Source organism: Shewanella sp. 10N.286.48.B5 (genome assembly GCF_002874355.2).
In the GTDB taxonomy this organism is placed as follows: Bacteria; Pseudomonadota; Gammaproteobacteria; order Enterobacterales; family Shewanellaceae; genus Shewanella.
Window position 1 is genome coordinate 1,914,604 of the sequence record NZ_MCVG02000001.1, and the last position, 17,502, is coordinate 1,932,105.

At 40.6% G+C, this 17,502-nt stretch carries 17 protein-coding genes; 7 read left to right on the forward strand and 10 right to left on the reverse strand.

Translation table 11 applies throughout. The features are described 5' to 3' along the window. Positions 1-32: 32 nt before the first annotated feature. Both BCU57_RS08230 and BCU57_RS08235 read right to left on the reverse strand, forming a co-directional pair. Positions 33-1,007, reverse strand: a complete 975-nt coding sequence (locus BCU57_RS08230) for a lytic transglycosylase domain-containing protein (RefSeq protein ID WP_102437295.1) — start codon at positions 1,005-1,007, stop codon at positions 33-35. A gap of 134 nt (positions 1,008-1,141) precedes the next feature. After that, positions 1,142-1,420 (reverse strand): YcgL domain-containing protein, encoded by a 279-nt coding sequence (locus tag BCU57_RS08235; protein ID WP_102437293.1) that lies wholly within the window; start codon positions 1,418-1,420, stop codon positions 1,142-1,144. Positions 1,421-1,542: 122 nt separating this feature from the next. On the opposite strand from BCU57_RS08235, the gene minC reads away from it, so the two are divergent. From minC to minE, 3 genes are read left to right on the forward strand one after another with little or no spacing between them, the layout of a single operon-like run. Beyond that, positions 1,543-2,208, forward strand: coding sequence for a septum site-determining protein MinC (gene minC / locus BCU57_RS08240; RefSeq protein WP_076537727.1), 666 nt, complete (start codon positions 1,543-1,545; stop codon positions 2,206-2,208). Between the two features lie 28 nt (positions 2,209-2,236). Next, complete coding sequence (gene minD, locus BCU57_RS08245) at positions 2,237-3,046, forward strand: septum site-determining protein MinD (protein ID WP_076537724.1); 810 nt, start codon at positions 2,237-2,239, stop codon at positions 3,044-3,046. Between the two features lie 2 nt (positions 3,047-3,048). Next, the gene (minE, locus tag BCU57_RS08250; protein ID WP_076537720.1) at positions 3,049-3,309 is read left to right on the forward strand and encodes a cell division topological specificity factor MinE; all 261 of its coding nucleotides are present in this window, start codon (positions 3,049-3,051) and stop codon (positions 3,307-3,309) included. Positions 3,310-3,426: 117 nt separating this feature from the next. On the opposite strand, the gene rnd is transcribed toward minE, so the two are convergent. From rnd to BCU57_RS08290, 8 genes are all read right to left on the reverse strand, one after another. Next, the gene (gene rnd, locus BCU57_RS08255; RefSeq protein WP_102437291.1) at positions 3,427-4,539 is read right to left on the reverse strand and encodes a ribonuclease D; all 1,113 of its coding nucleotides are present in this window, start codon (positions 4,537-4,539) and stop codon (positions 3,427-3,429) included. Positions 4,540-4,608: 69 nt separating this feature from the next. Continuing rightward, positions 4,609-6,282 (reverse strand): long-chain-fatty-acid--CoA ligase FadD, encoded by a 1,674-nt coding sequence (gene fadD / locus BCU57_RS08260; RefSeq protein ID WP_102437289.1) that lies wholly within the window; start codon positions 6,280-6,282, stop codon positions 4,609-4,611. 230 nt (positions 6,283-6,512) lie between these two features. Beyond that, positions 6,513-7,427, reverse strand: coding sequence for an alpha/beta hydrolase (locus BCU57_RS08265; RefSeq protein WP_102437287.1), 915 nt, complete (start codon positions 7,425-7,427; stop codon positions 6,513-6,515). Between the two features lie 43 nt (positions 7,428-7,470). Further along, positions 7,471-8,247 (reverse strand): class I SAM-dependent methyltransferase, encoded by a 777-nt coding sequence (locus tag BCU57_RS08270; protein ID WP_241901057.1) that lies wholly within the window; start codon positions 8,245-8,247, stop codon positions 7,471-7,473. A gap of 165 nt (positions 8,248-8,412) precedes the next feature. Beyond that, positions 8,413-9,099, reverse strand: coding sequence for a M50 family metallopeptidase (locus BCU57_RS08275; RefSeq protein ID WP_102437283.1), 687 nt, complete (start codon positions 9,097-9,099; stop codon positions 8,413-8,415). Then, a complete protein-coding gene (locus BCU57_RS08280) occupies positions 9,092-9,490 on the reverse strand; it encodes a hypothetical protein (RefSeq protein WP_102437281.1) in 399 nt (132 codons plus the stop codon). Before BCU57_RS08280 ends, BCU57_RS08275 begins: the two co-directional genes overlap by 8 nt. 127 nt (positions 9,491-9,617) lie before the next feature. Continuing rightward, positions 9,618-10,325, reverse strand: coding sequence for a tRNA (adenosine(37)-N6)-threonylcarbamoyltransferase complex dimerization subunit type 1 TsaB (gene tsaB, locus BCU57_RS08285; RefSeq protein ID WP_102437279.1), 708 nt, complete (start codon positions 10,323-10,325; stop codon positions 9,618-9,620). 147 nt (positions 10,326-10,472) lie between these two features. Further along, the gene (locus BCU57_RS08290; RefSeq protein WP_102437277.1) at positions 10,473-12,416 is read right to left on the reverse strand and encodes an ATP-dependent DNA helicase; all 1,944 of its coding nucleotides are present in this window, start codon (positions 12,414-12,416) and stop codon (positions 10,473-10,475) included. A 585-nt stretch (positions 12,417-13,001) separates the two neighbouring features. Between BCU57_RS08290 and hisG the strand changes: the two genes are divergently transcribed. The 4 genes from hisG (at position 13,002) to hisB (ending at position 17,499) form a co-directional block, all read left to right on the forward strand. Further along, positions 13,002-13,901 (forward strand): ATP phosphoribosyltransferase, encoded by a 900-nt coding sequence (gene hisG / locus BCU57_RS08295; RefSeq protein ID WP_102437275.1) that lies wholly within the window; start codon positions 13,002-13,004, stop codon positions 13,899-13,901. A 26-nt stretch (positions 13,902-13,927) separates the two neighbouring features. After that, on the forward strand, positions 13,928-15,214 hold the full coding sequence (hisD, locus tag BCU57_RS08300; RefSeq protein WP_102437407.1) for a histidinol dehydrogenase: 1,287 nt from the start codon (positions 13,928-13,930) through the stop codon (positions 15,212-15,214). Positions 15,215-15,237: 23 nt separating this feature from the next. After that, positions 15,238-16,305: a histidinol-phosphate transaminase gene (gene hisC / locus BCU57_RS08305; RefSeq protein ID WP_102437273.1), complete on the forward strand. Its 1,068-nt coding sequence runs from the start codon at positions 15,238-15,240 to the stop codon at positions 16,303-16,305. A 126-nt stretch (positions 16,306-16,431) separates the two neighbouring features. Continuing rightward, positions 16,432-17,499 (forward strand): bifunctional histidinol-phosphatase/imidazoleglycerol-phosphate dehydratase HisB, encoded by a 1,068-nt coding sequence (hisB, locus tag BCU57_RS08310; protein ID WP_102437271.1) that lies wholly within the window; start codon positions 16,432-16,434, stop codon positions 17,497-17,499. Positions 17,500-17,502: the final 3 nt, after the last annotated feature.

The following is a 17,502-nucleotide window of genomic DNA, read 5'->3' on the forward strand; positions in this document are numbered from 1 at the left end:
AGTAATAAAATAACATTGCCGCTATTGTACCACTAATTGATTGGCGGATTTTTGATTCGTTCAGAAAGGTAAGTCACAGTTAATAAAAAATGTTCGCTGTTAGACCATTTTTGAAGCAGTTTGAAATTATTATACACCAGATATTGGCGACCTTTTTCACCGTCAGGCATTAACAAAGCAACTTGCATATCATCACGCTTGGGCAAATCATTACCGTTATAGCGACGTACACCAAGCGCTTGCCATTCATTAAACGTTTTAGCATTGTCTATACCGGTATCTTCCACGGCTAATGCTTCAATTGAGCTAACTTGACGCCCCCAGGTTTCATCATTACGCCAACCGGATGCCTGCAGCATTGATGCTGCAGTTGCAAAGGCATCGTACTGATTATTCCAAATATCTTTATTGCCATCGCCATTACCATCTTGCGAAAAAGCTAAGTACTGTGACGGCATTAATTGTAGGTGGCCCATAGCGCCAGTTGATGAACCGATTAATTGCTCGTATTGAACATCATTAGATTCAATGATGCGTAAAGCAGCAATAAATTCATCAATGTAAAATTGCTCACGATTGCCAGAATAAGCATTGGATGCGGTGACAGATAAAATCGGAAAATTACCTTGTTGCTCACCAAACTCTGAGGTTAATCCCCATAGCGCAACTAAAAAACGTGGCTGAACACCATAACGATCGCCAATAGCAACGATAGCGTCTTGTTGCTCTTTGAGCATAGCTCTTGCGGTAACGACGGTTATTTCAGGTACATTTTTAGGTATGTAACTTTCTAGATTCAAACTGGTTTCAGAGCCCTTTACTGTGGCTCTTTTAAACACTTTGATTTTTGAGAAATGTTCATCGATCGTGTTTGAGGAAATACCCGCAGCGATAGCTTTATCTTTAAGTGAGTCTAAATAATCATCAAAACTAATATCTTGCTGCGCAAAAACCAAATTCACAGCCAATAAATAAACTATTACAGATGAAATGATCTTCCAAATCATAAATTGTCCTAAATTAACTCAGCATTGCTATTCTTATTTTTATTAACTAAACGTTAACACGTTTTAGCAGGCACCGGAATAGTAAAATATATAATTATATCATAAACAAACTATAACTATTTTAAAAAATATCGCTAGTCATTTAAACCTAAACTTCTACGATGCTCTGCCAGTAAATTAACAACAGGGGGCGGTATTTGTAAATAGTAACCTTTGTCAGCAAGCTCAGCTTTTACTTTTTCAATGTCGGCCATGGCAAGTTCAGTTCTTTTTAATAAAGGCACCATCATCACCAGTTTTGGGACGCCAAACATTTTCATTAAAGCCTCAGGAACGGCATCGAAATTGTCACGCTTCTCGACAAATAAATAGGTGTCAACTTTTCGACTACTTTTATATACAGTACAAATCATCTTGGGGTTAAATTCCTCTGTTTCTTGCTTGATAGTAAACAACGCACACTATAACATGGACAATGATTAAATTAATTGTAATTCAGTTCTTAGACTGACATTTTTTGGAGAGTAAAGCCTGGATGGCCACACAAAGTCTCGAGTTAAAAGCTACCTCTTTCACGCTTTCAGTACTCCATATCAACACCCATGATTTCAACGCTATTGCAGCTGACTTAGAAAGTAAATTATCCCAAGCGCCACAGTTTTTTATTGGTGCACCGTTAATCTTAAATTTAAGTGCAATTGAGCAAGAAAACATTAATTTAGCCGCATTAAAACAACTTCTTACTGATAACCAACTCATTATAGTGGGTGTAACATCAGCAAATGAAAGCATTAGTAGCCAAGCCAAACTATTAGGCCTTGCAGTGGTTAAATCAGGCAAACAAGCTAAAAGTATGCCTGCGCCATTAAAAGAAACCAAAATAGTTAAGCAAAATATCCGTTCAGGACAACAAATTTACGCAAAAAATGCTGATTTAGTCATTTTTGGTGCGGTTGGCAATGGCGCAGAAGTCATTGCAGATGGTAGCATTCATATATACGGTGCATTACGTGGCAAAGCAATGGCCGGGGCGTCTGGCGATGTTAATAGTATTATTATTGCCAATGCATTAGACCCCGAACTCGTTTCTATTGCTGGGCAGTATTGGTTAGCTGAGCATTTGCAACAAAACTGCAGTGACCAACGCGGCTGCATTCGCTTAAATGGCGAAACACTCATGGTTGAATCATTGCCACAGTAAGTGGCAACTTAAAAGGATATATAACAACATGGCACAGATTATTGTTGTCACATCAGGAAAAGGCGGTGTTGGTAAAACAACCTCAAGCGCAGCAATAGCGACTGGCTTAGCCTTGAAAGGAAAGAAAACAGTCGTCATTGATTTTGATATCGGTTTACGAAACCTCGATTTAATTATGGGTTGTGAGCGACGAGTCGTTTACGACTTTGTCAATGTTATCAATGGTGAAGCCAATCTTAATCAAGCATTAATCAAAGATAAGCGTTGTGACAAACTGTTTATTTTACCCGCGTCACAAACACGTGATAAAGATGCCCTGACTAAAGAAGGCGTTGGCGGAGTATTAGAAGAGCTAAGCAAAGATTTCGATTATATTGTTTGTGACTCACCGGCAGGAATCGAGCAAGGCGCAATGATGGCATTGTATTTTGCTGATATTGCTATTGTTACCACCAACCCAGAAGTCAGTTCAGTACGAGATTCTGACCGTATTTTGGGAATGTTGCAAAGCCGTTCACGTCGAGCTGAACAAAATTTAGAACCTATTCAAGAGTTTCTATTACTAACACGTTATTCTCCTGCTAGAGTTAAAACAGGTGAAATGCTCAGTGTTGAAGATGTGAATGAGATTTTGGCAATTAAATTACTTGGGGTCATTCCTGAGTCACAAGCAGTGCTAAAAGCTTCAAACTCTGGTGTGCCAGTAATTATCGATGACGAAAGTGATGCAGGTCTTGCTTATGCTGATACTGTACAACGTTTACTTGGTGAAGAAGTACCATTTAGATTTCTGACAGAAGAGAAAAAAGGATTCCTAAAAAGGATATTTGGTAGCTAACTATGTCTATACTCGACTACTTTAAAAGTAACAAAAAAACCAACACAGCGGTCACAGCTAAAGAGCGTTTACAAATTATTGTTGCGCACCAACGTGGTGAACGTGACGCGCCAGATTATTTTCCGAAAATGAAACAAGAGATCCTTGAAGTCATTAGAAAATATGTACATATCTCTGAAGATCAGGTATCGGTTCAATTAGAACAAAATGATGAAAACCTATCTGTATTAGAACTAAATGTGACCTTACCTGAAGGTAAGTAAGCCTTAGTTTGTGCCTGAGCTTGTAAAAAATACTCTCTAGTCAGAGAGCGTAAAGAAAAGCCAAGAGTTTACTCTTGGCTTTTTTGTAGCAACAATTTTTACACTTGATGTGTCTATTTAGCTAAACTTGATTGCAACTAGGGCATCTTTTACTAGCTTGGCGCGCCAGCCTTTTAATAACAATGGTTTTTCTGCAGGTTGCTTATTGTACAACCACATTAAAAACTCATGAATTAAACGTTTAGAACCGATAAACTCAATAGCAACGTCATGTTGCTCAGCCACCTGAATAAGAATATTTTTCACTTCTTTAAATGAGGCTTTGTAACCATTTTTCAGAGCGATTACATCTACTGCTTCAGGCAGATTGTTTAAGTCAGCAGTTTGTAACACTTTAATCAGTTCTTTACCGTGAAAGCGTTTTTCATGCTCTGTTAGATCATTTAGCTGATTAAGCTCAATCACTGTCTTAGGTTGTTTTTTAGCTAATGCAATTAAGGCATGATCTTTAATGATAAACCCAAGGGCTGAGTCTTTTTTCAACGCTTTTTGTAAGCGCCAAGTAGCTAATACTTTTAAGTAAGCGAGCTGCTGTGGAAATAGTTGAAACGCATTTTTCACTTTTAAATAAGCAAGCTCTTCATCAGGCGGAGTTAAACGCCCTTCTGTCATGCGCTCACCTTCTTCAAGTAGCCAATCCATACGGTTAGATTGTTGTATTTTCGCTAACAATTGCGGGTAAAGCTTGTAAAGGTAAAACACATCATTTGCAGCGTATTGCAGTTGTGCATCAGTCAGTGGACGTTTCATCCAGTCGGTGCGTGATTCACCTTTATCTATTTCGATATCTAAAAAGGTATTAACCAGTTTCGCGTAACCTAAACCATGCCCTAGGCCTGTAAAGGTCGCTGCAATTTGACTATCAAATAAGGGACTTGGCTGACATTGACCATAGCGCGCGAACACTTCTAAGTCTTCACTGCATGAATGAACAAGTTTAGTGATCTTCGTATCTGACAATAACTGCCAAAATGCTGATAAATCAGCTAAGGCAACGGGATCAATCAACGCTAGCGTCTTACCATCATAGGCTTGAATAAGCCCTAACTTTGCGTAATAAGTTCGTGTTCTAACAAATTCGGTATCAAGCACAAGTAATTCACTTTGCTGATACTGTGCTACTAATTTCGCTAAACTTTCTGGGTCGTTGATATATTCAAACGATAACAAAATACGCTCCAATTTTATCTTTTTAACCAATATAAAGCTAATAAAAAGCCGGCTATTGCCGGCTTTACTTTACGCTGATTTAACTTCGTCTCGAAGTTCTCGTCGTAAAATCTTACCTACATTGGATTTGGGTAACTCATCTCTGAATTCTACCAGTTTTGGTACCTTATATCCTGTTAAATGTTGGCGACAATGCTTAATGAGATCGCGTTCAGTCACAGTGTTATCTTTTGCAACGACAAAAATCTTAACTAATTCCCCGCTTGCATCATTTGGAACACCAACAGCAGCAACTTCAACCACTTTTGGGTGCAATGCCACCACGTCTTCCACTTCGTTAGGGAAAACATTAAAGCCAGAAACTAAAATCATGTCTTTTTTACGGTCAACAATAAAAAAGAAGCCTTGCTCATCCATGTAACCAATATCACCCGTGGCTAACCAACCATCTTTATCAATCACTTTGGCAGTTTCTTCTGGGCGTTGCCAGTAGCCTTTCATTACCTGAGGGCCTTTAGCAAATAACTCACCTGTTTCACCTTGGGCTAATACCTTACCGTCATCATCTCGGACTTGAATGAAAGTCGAAGGAGCAGGAAAACCAATTGAGCCATTGTAACCTTCGAGGTTATAAGGACAACAGGTCACTAGTGGTGATGCCTCGGTTAAACCATAACCTTCTAACAGGCGCGTTTTGGTAATGGCCTGCCATTTATCAGCCACCGCTTTTTGTACCGCCATGCCACCGCCAATTGAGAACTTTAAGCGGCTAAAATCTAAATTTTTAAAATCTTCGTTATTCACTAAGGCATTAAATAAGGTATTAACCCCAGTTAAGGCTGTGAATGGATATTTCTTAAGTTCACCAATAAATGCTGGCAAATCTCTTGGGTTAGTAATAAGTAAGTTTTTACTGCCCTTGTGTAAAAACAATAGGCAATTAACAGTTAATGCAAATATGTGATAAAGCGGTAAAGCGGTAACCACAAACTCTGAGCCATTTTTTAAGGCTGGCGAATAGGCACCATTAGCTTGCAAGACATTACTGACCACATTGCCGTGAGTTAGCATTGCGCCTTTAGAAACACCTGTGGTACCACCGGTGTACTGTAAAAATGATAAGTCATCAGTGGTTATCTCAGGCTTGATATATTGTAAACGGCGACCTTTGGTAAGCGACTGTCTGAAAGATAATGCATGTGGCAAATCATATTTAGGCACCATCTTTTTGATATATTTAACAATAAAGTTAACTAGGGTGCGTTTAGGTGCACTAAGCTGATCACCAAGCCCGGTGATAATCACAGATTCTACCGGTGTTTCTGCAACGACTTCTTCAAGGGTGCGGGCAAAATTAGATACCACCACAATAGCCTTAGCGCCAGAGTCGACTAACTGATGTTTAAGTTCTCTTGGGGTATAAAGTGGATTGACGTTTACCACTACCATCCCTGCACGTAAAATACCAAACAGTGCAATAGGGTATTGCAACAGGTTTGGCATCATTAACGCGACTCTATCGCCTTTTTCAAGCTTGAGTTCGTTTTGTAAATAGGCAGCAAATGCACGACTTCTTTCTTCTAACTTACGATAGGTTAATGTCGCCCCCATGTTGATAAAAGCAGGCTGATCAGCATATTTAGACACTGCTGTTTCAAACATGTCTACCAAAGAGGTAAATTGTTCAGAGTCAATTTCTGCTGGTACATTTTCTGGTAAATTATTAATCCAAGGATGGTCCACAATTTTCTCCTATTTAATTAGCCCATTGCTATGAAGGAGCCCTTCAATATTGGCAAGGTCTAAAAATCACTGCTCTTTAAAACTAGCGTAAAATTTTATTATTGTTAGTCGCAGCAAAGTTGTTTGCGTTAATTTTTATTGTTTAGCCATAAAATCATACGGCCGTTTAAATTCGGACCATAATCACATAAATGAAATAAAAATCCTAGTGATTTCACCACAACAAGATACTAACTTAGAATAAAAGTTCTAATTTTATCGGACACAAGCTTTGCACTACCCATATGTAGGTGGTGATCACCTTCAATTTGTATATGGGATAGGCGACTAAACCATGATAATGCTTGAGGTAAAGCTAATTTTAACTGCTTAAAGCCCTGCTCGCCTAATATTAATAAACACTGGGTATCGCTCATGCTCATTAATGCGTCAACCTGTTCAAAGGTTAAACGATAAGGTGAGTCTAGCTTAAGGCGGGGATCACTTTTCCAACATAATTGCTGATGTTTAATTTCAACATTACGTTTAATGATTAACTCACACCATACTTTATCAAGGCCAGTTAACTGATGACGGGCATTAACCGCCCTGTCGAGGGTAAAGCTTTGCTTAACTATTGCTATGTTTGCCATCGATGATTTAGCGCCATTAAAACGATTATGCTGTTGAAAGCTATTAATCAACCGCTTTTGGGCATGGGTTGGCTTTTCATATAACGGTGCTAATGCTTCAATCAAAATGAGCTTATCGACTTTGTGTGCAAAGCAAGCATTATAAGCCGCAGCAATAATACCACCTAAAGAGTGTCCAATGATGTTGAGGGGGGATGAAGGGCTTATTTGATTGATTAATTCATCCAAGTCATAAATATAATCAAGCCAATGAAGTGGATAACTACCAGGTCTATGTTGTGAATTACCGTGACCTGGCCAATCAATAGCGAGTAGTTGAAATTGGCTTAATATACCCTGAGTATGTAACGCTTTAGCTAAAGGTTCAAAGCTATCAGCATTATCTAACCAGCCATGTAAAGCCAATAAAATAGGCTTATTTTTACAGCCATAGCGTTTGGCGCTTAAACGAATATGAGCCAATTGAAAATCGACTTCTTCAACTGGCAGCGATTGTTCAATTGACTCATTCATAAGCACGTAATTGACTCTTTTTATCTGAATGTCTAACTTAAGATTACTTAGCTTTTTTGATGAATTTTAGCGTCATGCGATCGCTTTCACCAATAGCAAGATACTTGTCTTTATCTTGCTCTTTTAATGCTAAACGCGGTGGTAAAGTCCAAACCCCTTTCTCATAATCTTTGGTGTCTTTAGGGTTAGCATTAATTTCAGAGGTTGCCGCTAGCGTGAAACCCACTTTTTCAGCTAGAGTAATCATTTCAGCTTGATCCATATAACCGCTTTCAAATGACATTCCAGGGTTTGATCTGTGTTCTACTACACCAAACACACCACCCTCTTTTAACACTTTATAAGATGCAGTGAAGGCATTTTCTAATTGCGCTTGCCCAGCCCAATTATGTAGGTTTCTGAAAGTCAGTACATAATCAACACTGTTATCATCCCCTAAAGCTAACGATGCTGGCGGCTGGAATGTAACTGTTGAAGCATTGCCTAATACCGCTTTGTTTTCAGCAAGCCAAGCTTCAAACTTTTTACCGGCTTTAGCGTAATACTGGGTTCTTTTAGTGTCTTCTTTTGGGTTGGTCTCAAAAATCGCACCAATATAATGGCCTTTATCAGCTAGGTATGGTGCTAAAATTTGCGCATACCAGCCACCGCCAGGCCATAATTCAATCACGGTATCATCAGGTTGAATACCTAAAAATGTTAAAGTTTCTGATGGGTTACGGTATTTATCCCGTGCGCTACTTTTCTCGGTTCTGAAATCACTGGCGACGGCTGCAGCCAGTTGCGGGTTAACCTTAACAGCCTGTGTATTTTCAGCCATGCCATGGTTATGAGCTATTGCTGTGTTAGTGACAGCAGACAAGCCTAAAACGCTAAGCCCAATAGCGGTAGATAATAATAACGTACGTTTCATTGTCTTCTCCCTGAAGAAATTGTCTCGAAAATATCAGCAACTGGTACGGCAAAGGTTGCTAAGTCGATCACTTTAGCCGATTGGCAGCTTTTTGTCGTCAACTCTTTTCCAACACATCCATAACATAAAACAACTGAATATCAGCCACATAATCACCCATATCCATGCAGGAATCCAAGTCAGTTGCGACAGTTTAGCTGCATCCCCTTGGCCTACGACTCGAAATAGTACCGTAGGGCTCGCCATGGCATTTAAGACAATCATCAATCCCATGACCCTTAATAGGCTATTAAGTAAAGCATTATGATCAAATTTAAGAGGTAATAAGAATACCACCGCAAGTGAAATTAATATGCCGATGGTGAGTAGATCCCGTGCCCACAGGATTAATGAACCAATAACGGTTATTCCTAAAATGCCTAAGGTAAAGCGGATCCCTGCACGCCAAGTGGCTAGCAAGAAAATCATATAGCCCCACAAGGCAGCACCGGGGTAGCCAGAAAAAGTAATCAATGGCGCAAAACCGCCTTGAGTAAAACAAAGGCCTGCACCATTGGGAAACAACTGGATTTTAGTGACTATGCCGCCAGATAAGATGGCTGCTATGCCATGAGATATTTCATGGAAATAACTTTCAAACCATTTGAATGGAATACTAATGAAAGGCAGTTTGGTAATTAAAAAGGCAAATAATAGTTCGAGAAAAAAGCGACCTTTTGAAGGGATAGCGGATAACTTGTTAGGTAGCGCATCATGCATATAAATCTATTCCTACCATTTGTTGAATATGTTCTCGTTGCGCAGAATGTTGGTTTATTAAATATTCTTGTATCGCACCAGCACTGGCCAATGTCTGACAATGGTCTTTGAATGGCTTATCTCTTGTCGCTGACGCCATGTCATTGTCGTATTGCAATTTAGCATCAAGCTTGGAATCAAATTCTGCGCTAGTTAGCGCCGGTAACTGTTTGCTGTCATCTTTAACGGCATCAAGCGTATCTGTTTGATTAGTTAGTTGAGTTTGATTTTGTAATGCAGAAAGCTTAACAACAGCGTTAGTTGAGATAGCTGAAACGTTTTTATGCCCATTAATATTGCTGGGATTATAGGAGGATAAAGGCTGAACTGAAGTATGTAAAAAAGCATTCATTGTTATCACTCCTATTATAAAAAGCCATTATGGCGCATTTGACAATGGCAACCCAATCGGCCTTATCTGTTACATCAGTGATAGCTGACAATAGCTCCCTATCACTGCTGTAAACTCATGGTGTTATTTATTCACGACCAGGTAATTTTTTCCAGGTGACTTTGTCACGTAAATACACAGGTGCAAGTTCATCCACTGAGGTCGCAAGTCCTTGCTCATGAGCTTTTATAGCTAACTTAATCATAGCTGATGCGTCGGGTAATGTTATCTGGGTCGCCTGTTTTTTCGCTACATCATTTAATAAATCTGGATAGGCTACAAAACCAGTGCCACAAATATGCATTGGCTTTTGCTTATCTAAAATAACGTCAACTGAATCAGGGCTAGAAACATGCTCAGCCCCCACTAGCGTTGCAATGCCGTCGACATTAATAAATTGTCCCCAATAAATTTCACTCATACGGGCATCAATGGCACAAAATATCTGTTCAGCTTGTTCGGTTTCGATGGCCATTTGCGCCATTGCTGCCAAGGTTGATACTCCAATCACGGGAATATCATGACCAAGCGCGAGGCCTTGAGTCATACTGGTACAAATACGAATACCGGTAAAGCTGCCAGGTCCACGACCATAGGCTATTAAATTTACATTTGAAATTTTAATGCCGGCTTCGGTTAGCACCTCATCAACCATAGGTAATATACGTTGGCTATGCTCTCTTGGTGCATCAAACACGCGATTATACTGTTTGTTGTCATGTAACAAAGCCGCTGAACAAGATTCAGTGCAAGTATCTAATGCGAGAATCGTTAAATCTGTATGAAGTTGAGTCATGTAAAAACGTGTTTACCTTACCATTAACTATGGAAAAAATGCTGGGCTAACTAATGCTGAGTATGGTGATTTAGCTAAATAACCTAAAGCCTGCAAGGCATTGTATCGGCACTGAGTCAGCTAAATCATCAACTGCAGTATAATAACTTATGGGATGCTTTTTAAAAAGCTTAACGCTTTATCTAAATCTCGGGTGCGATGCATTGGCGGTAACGAGTTAATAAAAGCTTCACCATAAGCTTTGTTTACGATGCGATTGTCGCACAATATTAACACCCCGCGATCTTTCTCATCTCGAATTAACCGTCCTACGCCCTGCTTTAAACTGATCACCGCTTGGGGCAAAGATATACTGGCAAAGGGATCTTTATTACTGCGTTCAGCATTAGCTGCACGGGCGCGGTACAAGGTATCATCAGGTGAAACAAACGGCAGCTTATCAATAATCACACAGCTAAGTAGCCGCCCTCTTACATCGACACCTTCCCAAAAACTGCTGGTGCCAAGTAATACCCCATTACCGAGTTGCCTGAACTTGTTTAACAGACTTTGTTTACTGGCCGAGCCTTGCACTAACAAGGGGTATTGCACTCGCCTTTGTAATGCGATAGCCACTTGCTGCAACATCTGGTGACTGGTAAATAAAATAAACGTTCGCCCTTGGGCCGCATTAATGGCTTGAATACAAACATCCACCAGCTGATTAACATTAGCTGCAGACTGGCCTGATTTCGCTAAATGGCGCGGCACGCAAAACATGGCTTGATTGGGGTAATCAAATGGGCTATCTAAAATCATTTGCTTGGCTTTCGATAAACCCATTTCATCGGCAAAATGCGTTAACTGGCGATTAACCTGCAAGGTCGCCGAGGTAAAGATCCACTGGGTTTGCTTATCAAATAATTGCTGACATTGTTTAGCAATATTAATCGGCGAGATCCGTAGCATAGTATGCTGCCCGCTGGGCTCAACACTATAAGCTGCATTACTGTCATTGCATTCAAAGTAACTATAAAGATTAGCCACCAGTGTCGATAACTTCACTACAATGTCATCTAAAGATTCACTTCGTCCGACGTGTTCGGTAATAACCTGTGTTAATAAATTGAATTCTTTCAACAATTCCCAAGATGAACTCGCAAGTGATTTATTGGAAATAACCTGTCGCCAGTCAGAAACATCAGCATCAATCAAATCATTTTGCCACGAAGCCAATTTGATTAAACAACGTTGACTTAATTGCTCAAGCTGAATGGTATCGCGCAGCTCGTTGCGATAGACCTCAATGATACGATGAAGTAATCTGTCTAGCTCTCTGGTTGGAATTTGTTGGCCGAAATAATTAATACAAACATCAGGCACCAAATGTGCCTCATCAAAAACGACCACATCAGCATCGGGCAATAACTCGGCAAAGCCAGTGTCTTTTAATAAACGATCGGCAAAAAACAAGTGATGATTCACCACCACAACTTTGGCATCTTGTGCTTTTATTTTGGCTTTACGATTGAAACAATCATCATAAAAACTGCAACGTTTACCGGTACAAGTTTCTTTGGTGCTGGTTACTGTGGCAATGGTGGCTGAGTTTTCAGCCACAGCGGTCAAGTTACCAATATCACCATCTTTGGTCACACTGGCCCATTGATTAATTTTAATGAGTTCATCAACCACTTTCGGTGGCATCTGGCTAATATGTTGTAAGTTTTTGTCCAATTTTAATTGGCATAAGTAATTACTACGGCCTTTTAATAAGGCGGTTTTGGGCGCTACTGAAAACATCTTCAGTAATAAAGGTAAGTCTTTAAAAAATAACTGCTCTTGAAGGTTTTTACTGCCAGTGCTGATGATAATTTGTTTGCCACTTAATAACGCCGGGATCAGATAGGCGTATGTTTTACCCACCCCAGTACCAGCCTCAAGGATCACATTATGCTTTTGATCTATAGCATCGCTCACCGCCAGCGCCATATCGTATTGGCTTTGTCTTGGGCGATAGGAATGGATCCCTCTCGCTAATGCGCCAGTTGGCGAAAAAGCCAGTTGTACTTCTTTTTGTAATCGAGTGGTCACATTTGACTCTTTCAGCATTGATAGTAAGCAACTTATATGTGGCTTATTATCTATTTTAATCGCTTGGGTAACAATCTTTGCCTATCAATTTATCAATTTAAAGTTGCTATTCGAACAGTAATCTAGGCTCACTATTTTACAGCCCTTTTTAAATATCGATAAAATCCTTAACTTTACATAAACTAATGTTTATCATTAACTTGTATATACAAACTGGACAAATAAACGCCTAAAAACCATGTAATCATCAGCCTGATATAAGATATATTTTTTATTTCAAAAAAATACAAAATATGTGTTTATTCTGTATTGCAAACAAACTTAAAAGCGGTTAACGTGTTTGTACACAAATTACAGTCTGTTGCAAAATAGGTTGTAAAAAAATTACATACGTTAATTTAAAGAGAATTTATTATGTTCATCCGAATCAATACAAATCATCATCATCACCATATGCGGTAGCCTTCGGATGCTAACTGCCGAAGGATTATTTCCTTCAGGCGGTGGACAAAATACCCAAACCCCTGAAAGAAATTTCAGGGGTTTTTTAGTTTTAGGTTTTAAATATTTGTTTTTTATATCAATTTTATTAGAGGCTTCATTATGAGCGAAAATAACAGACTACGTATCGCAATCCAAAAATCTGGCCGACTTTCAAAAGAGTCTCAAAAGCTATTAAAAAGCTGTGGCGTTAAATTCAATGTTAATGAGCAGCGCTTGATTGTGCACGCTGACAACATGCCAATCGATTTATTGCGGGTACGTGATGATGATATTCCGGGTCTAGTTATGGATGGTGTGGTTGATTTAGGGATTATTGGCGAGAATGTTCTAGAAGAAGAACAAATAGAGCGTCAATCACTGGGTAAACCATCAGATTGCGTTAAATTACGCGAACTTGATTTTGGTGCTTGTCGTTTATCACTGGCGGTGCCTAATGAATTTAGCTACCAAGATGCCACTTCTTTAGAAGGTTTACGTATTGCCACTTCTTATCCCAACCTGCTACGTCGTTATATGCAAGAAAAAGGCATTAATTACAGTGACTGTATGCTTAAAGGTTCAGTTGAAGTCGCACCACGTGCAGGCCTTTCTGACGGGATCTGTGACTTGGTTTCAACTGGTGCCACCCTTGAAGCCAACGGCTTATACGAAACTGACGTTATCTACCGTTCAATGGCTTGTATTATCCAATCAGCACAAGAGCAAGTGCCTGCTAAACAAGCACTTATCGATAAAATATTATCACGCATGAATGGTGTGGTTCGCGCTCGCGAAAGTAAATATATCCTGCTACACGCACCAACTGAAACATTAGATCAAATTGTGGCTTTATTACCGGGCGCTGAAAACCCAACTGTGCTGCCATTAAACGATGATAGCAATCGAGTTGCTGTTCACGCTGTCAGCACTGAAGATTTATTCTGGGACACGATGGAAGAATTAACCGCCTTAGGGGCAAGTTCAATTCTAGTTATGCCAATTGAAAAAATGGCGGGGTAGCCTTTATGGCAAATGTGAAGCAGCAAATGCAAATTCTTCAATGGACCAAGCTTGATGCTAAGGCGCAGCAACAAGCCTTAGCTCGCTCGCCATTAATTGGTGATGATAGTGTTGAGCAAACCGTGCGCGACATAATTAATGCTGTGGTTAAAAACGGCGATCAAGCGTTAACGCTCTTTAATCAAAAGTTTGATGGCGTTGAAGTCGACACCTTAGGGTTAACTGAGCAGCAAGTTAATGCCGCCTGCGCCCGCGTATCTGATGAGGTGAAGCAAGCCATTGCCGTGGCCTCAGAAAATATTGAACGCTTTCATCAGGCACAAACCTTTAGCCCTATTGATGTTGAAACTCAGCCAGGGATCCGCTGCGAGCTTCGCTCTGAAGCTATTGAAAATGTGGGTTTGTATATTCCAGGCGGCAGTGCGCCGTTGATTTCCACTGTAATGATGCTAGCGCTGCCGGCAAAAATTGCTGGATGCCAACAACGGGTTTTAGTTAGCCCGCCACCAATTAATGATGCCATTGTTTACGCAGCAAAAGTATGCGGCATCACTGAGATTTATCAAGTTGGCGGCGCACAAGCAATTGCCGCCCTCGCCTTTGGCACTGAAAGTATTCCTCAAGTAGACAAAATCTTCGGCCCTGGTAATCGCTTTGTGACTGAAGCAAAACGTTTAGTATCCCAAGATGGTCGCTGCAGTGTATCTATTGATATGCCAGCAGGTCCATCAGAGGTATTAGTGATTGCCGACAAAGACGCTGAGCCTGCGTTTGTTGCGGCAGATTTATTATCACAAGCTGAACACGGCCCTGATTCACAAGTTATGTTAGTTACTGAGTCTATGGCGTTAGCTGAAAAAGTTAATATGGCGCTTGAGTCTCAATTAAAGACCTTATCGCGCAGTGATATAGCAGCTCAAGCACTGAGCTGTAGTCGCAGTATTATTGTGAATGATATTGAGCAAGCGGCTTTAGTGTCTAATTTATATGGGCCGGAGCATTTAATCATTCAAACCAACAACCCACGTGCAGTTCTAAAACAAGTTCGCGGCGCAGGTAGCGTGTTTCTGGGTGCTTATACCCCTGAATCTGTTGGTGATTATGCTAGCGGCACTAACCATGTACTGCCGACATACGGTTATAGCCGCTCTGTATCAAGCTTATCCCTTGCAGATTTTAGCCGCCGCTTTACCGTACAAGAACTGAGCGCCCAAGGATTACAAAGCTTGGGTGAGACAGTGATGGTATTGGCTGAAAATGAATTACTCGATGCCCATAAGCAAGCCGTTGCCATACGTTTAAACAGCCTGTGAAATAAAAGTGAAGTGAGATTAGGATGATGACTGATTCGATGAATATGCCAATAGCAGCCAGACTTGCACGACCAGAACTGCTTGAGTTAACGCCTTACGAAAGTGCAAGGCGTATTGGCGGTCAAGGTGATGTATGGATAAACGCTAACGAGTCGCCATTTAACAATAATGAACTTGATAAGCTCAACCGTTACCCTGAATGCCAGCCAGCAAGTTTGATTAATGCTTATGCTGAATACTCAAAAGTGAGCGCAGATAAAATTGTCACTTGCCGCGGGGCTGATGAAGCTATCGAATTATTAATAAGAGCATTTTGTGTTCCTGCGGTTGATAGTATTGCGTGCTTTGGCCCCACTTATGGCATGTATGCCATCAGTGCTAAAACATTCAATATTGGCATCACCAACTTATCGCTAACCAAAGATTATCAGTTACCTGATGCTTTTGCCCAGCAAGTCGAGAATGCCAAACTGGTGTTTATTTGTAATCCGAATAACCCCACTGGCACCATCATGGATAAAGACACCATTGAAGCCGCTATTGCTGCTATGCCTAATGCCATTGTGGTGATTGACGAAGCCTATATTGAGTTCTCGGCCCAATATTCTGTTGCAGACTTGATTCCTAAGTACCCAAATTTAGTGGTGTTAAGAACATTATCAAAAGCCTTTGCACTGGCTGGCGCACGTTGTGGGTTCTTAATGGCAAATACCGACATCATTGATTTAATCATGCGAGTCATCGCGCCCTATCCGGTGCCTTTACCTGTTCAACAAGTGGCAGAAAAAGCCTTATCCGCAAATGGTATCTCCTTGATGCAACAACAGGTTGAAGCACTAAAAGTGCAAGGTAATAGATTATCCGCAACCTTAACTGAGTTTGGCGCCAAGGTATTACCTGCCAATGGCAATTTCATCTTAGCGGAATTTGAGGATGTAGAACGGGTCGCCGTCGCACTAAAACAAGCGGGCATTGTCGCAAGAGCCTACAAAGACAACAGACTTGCTTCGCGTATTCGTTTTAGTTTTAGCTCACCAGCCGATACCGATAGATTAATCACTATGTTCAGAACGCTAAAAACTCACTCTTAAACTAAATACAAAAAACGCTCAACCCCTATTAAAAATATAATCGCTGGATAAATAGCTACTCATAACGCATTAAATTAAGACGTTAACGTCCTGCGAAACAGAATGATAAAAATTGAAGGAAGTAAGATGAAACAGAAAATACTCTTTATCGACCGAGACGGTACTTTAGTTGAAGAACCAGCAGTAGATAAACAGCTCGATCGTTTAGACAAATTGGTGTTTGAGCCACAGGTTATCCCTTCTCTGCTTAAGCTACAAAAAGCGGGCTATCGCTTAGTCATGGTGTCTAATCAAGATGGTTTAGGCACAGACTCATTTCCACAAGCTGATTTTGATGCACCACATAACATGATGATGGACATTTTTTCGAGCCAAGGGGTGATATTTGATGATGTGGTTATCTGTCCTCATTTTGATGCTGACAATTGCAGTTGTCGTAAACCCAAGCTTGGCTTAGTCAAAGATTACTTAACCCAAGGTAAAGTGGACTTTACGACCTCTGCTGTTATTGGCGATCGCCACACAGATATTGAACTGGCTAATGCCATGGGTATTGCCAGCTTTCAATATCAGCGCGATGGCTTAGATTGGTTAGCTATTACCGATGCACTGCTCAATAAAGGCCGCACATCAGAAGTGGTTAGAACCACCAAAGAAACTGACATTAGAGTCAATGTGAACCTAGATGACACCAGTAAAGGCGTTATCAACACCGGCATTGGCTTTTTTGACCACATGCTTGATCAAATACAAACCCACGGTAATTTCAAAATGGACGTCACTGTTGATGGCGATTTAGAAATTGATGATCACCACAGCGTAGAAGACACCGCCCTTGCCATTGGCGATGCACTGCGCCAAGCATTAGGTGATAAGCGTGGTATAGCCCGTTTTGGTTTCAGTCTGCCTATGGATGAAGCCAGTGGTGAGTGTTTAATGGATATATCAGGTCGTCCTTTTATCAAATTCAATGCTGATTTTGAGCGTGAAATGGTCGGTGAGATGGCCACAGAAATGGTACCGCATTTCTTCCGCTCATTTGCTGATGGCCTTCGATGCACCTTGCATATCAGCACCACGGGCGACAATGATCACCACAAAGTGGAAGCTTTATTTAAAGTGCTGGGCCGCACCCTTCGTCAAGCCGTGAAAGTTGAAGGTGATATTTTGCCATCAAGTAAAGGCGTCCTGTAAGGA

What these genes read in the sequence shown, in the direction of transcription:
- BCU57_RS08235 (WP_102437293.1), bottom strand. Translation starts at nt 1,420, where the DNA reads ATGATTTGTACTGTATATAAAAGTAGTCGAAAAGTTGACACCTATTTA.
- tsaB (WP_102437279.1), bottom strand. Translation starts at nt 10,325, where the DNA reads ATGACTCAACTTCATACAGATTTAACGATTCTCGCATTAGATACTTGC.
- minD (WP_076537724.1), top strand. Translation starts at nt 2,237, where the DNA reads ATGGCACAGATTATTGTTGTCACATCAGGAAAAGGCGGTGTTGGTAAA.
- minE (WP_076537720.1), top strand. Translation starts at nt 3,049, where the DNA reads ATGTCTATACTCGACTACTTTAAAAGTAACAAAAAAACCAACACAGCG.
- minC (WP_076537727.1), top strand. Translation starts at nt 1,543, where the DNA reads ATGGCCACACAAAGTCTCGAGTTAAAAGCTACCTCTTTCACGCTTTCA.
- hisG (WP_102437275.1), top strand. Translation starts at nt 13,002, where the DNA reads ATGAGCGAAAATAACAGACTACGTATCGCAATCCAAAAATCTGGCCGA.
- BCU57_RS08265 (WP_102437287.1), bottom strand. Translation starts at nt 7,427, where the DNA reads ATGAATGAGTCAATTGAACAATCGCTGCCAGTTGAAGAAGTCGATTTT.
- BCU57_RS08290 (WP_102437277.1), bottom strand. Translation starts at nt 12,416, where the DNA reads ATGCTGAAAGAGTCAAATGTGACCACTCGATTACAAAAAGAAGTACAA.
- hisD (WP_102437407.1), top strand. Translation starts at nt 13,928, where the DNA reads ATGCAAATTCTTCAATGGACCAAGCTTGATGCTAAGGCGCAGCAACAA.
- BCU57_RS08230 (WP_102437295.1), bottom strand. Translation starts at nt 1,007, where the DNA reads ATGATTTGGAAGATCATTTCATCTGTAATAGTTTATTTATTGGCTGTG.
- BCU57_RS08280 (WP_102437281.1), bottom strand. Translation starts at nt 9,490, where the DNA reads ATGAATGCTTTTTTACATACTTCAGTTCAGCCTTTATCCTCCTATAAT.
- BCU57_RS08270 (WP_241901057.1), bottom strand. Translation starts at nt 8,247, where the DNA reads ATGGCTGAAAATACACAGGCTGTTAAGGTTAACCCGCAACTGGCTGCA.
- BCU57_RS08275 (WP_102437283.1), bottom strand. Translation starts at nt 9,099, where the DNA reads ATGCATGATGCGCTACCTAACAAGTTATCCGCTATCCCTTCAAAAGGT.
- hisC (WP_102437273.1), top strand. Translation starts at nt 15,238, where the DNA reads ATGATGACTGATTCGATGAATATGCCAATAGCAGCCAGACTTGCACGA.
- hisB (WP_102437271.1), top strand. Translation starts at nt 16,432, where the DNA reads ATGAAACAGAAAATACTCTTTATCGACCGAGACGGTACTTTAGTTGAA.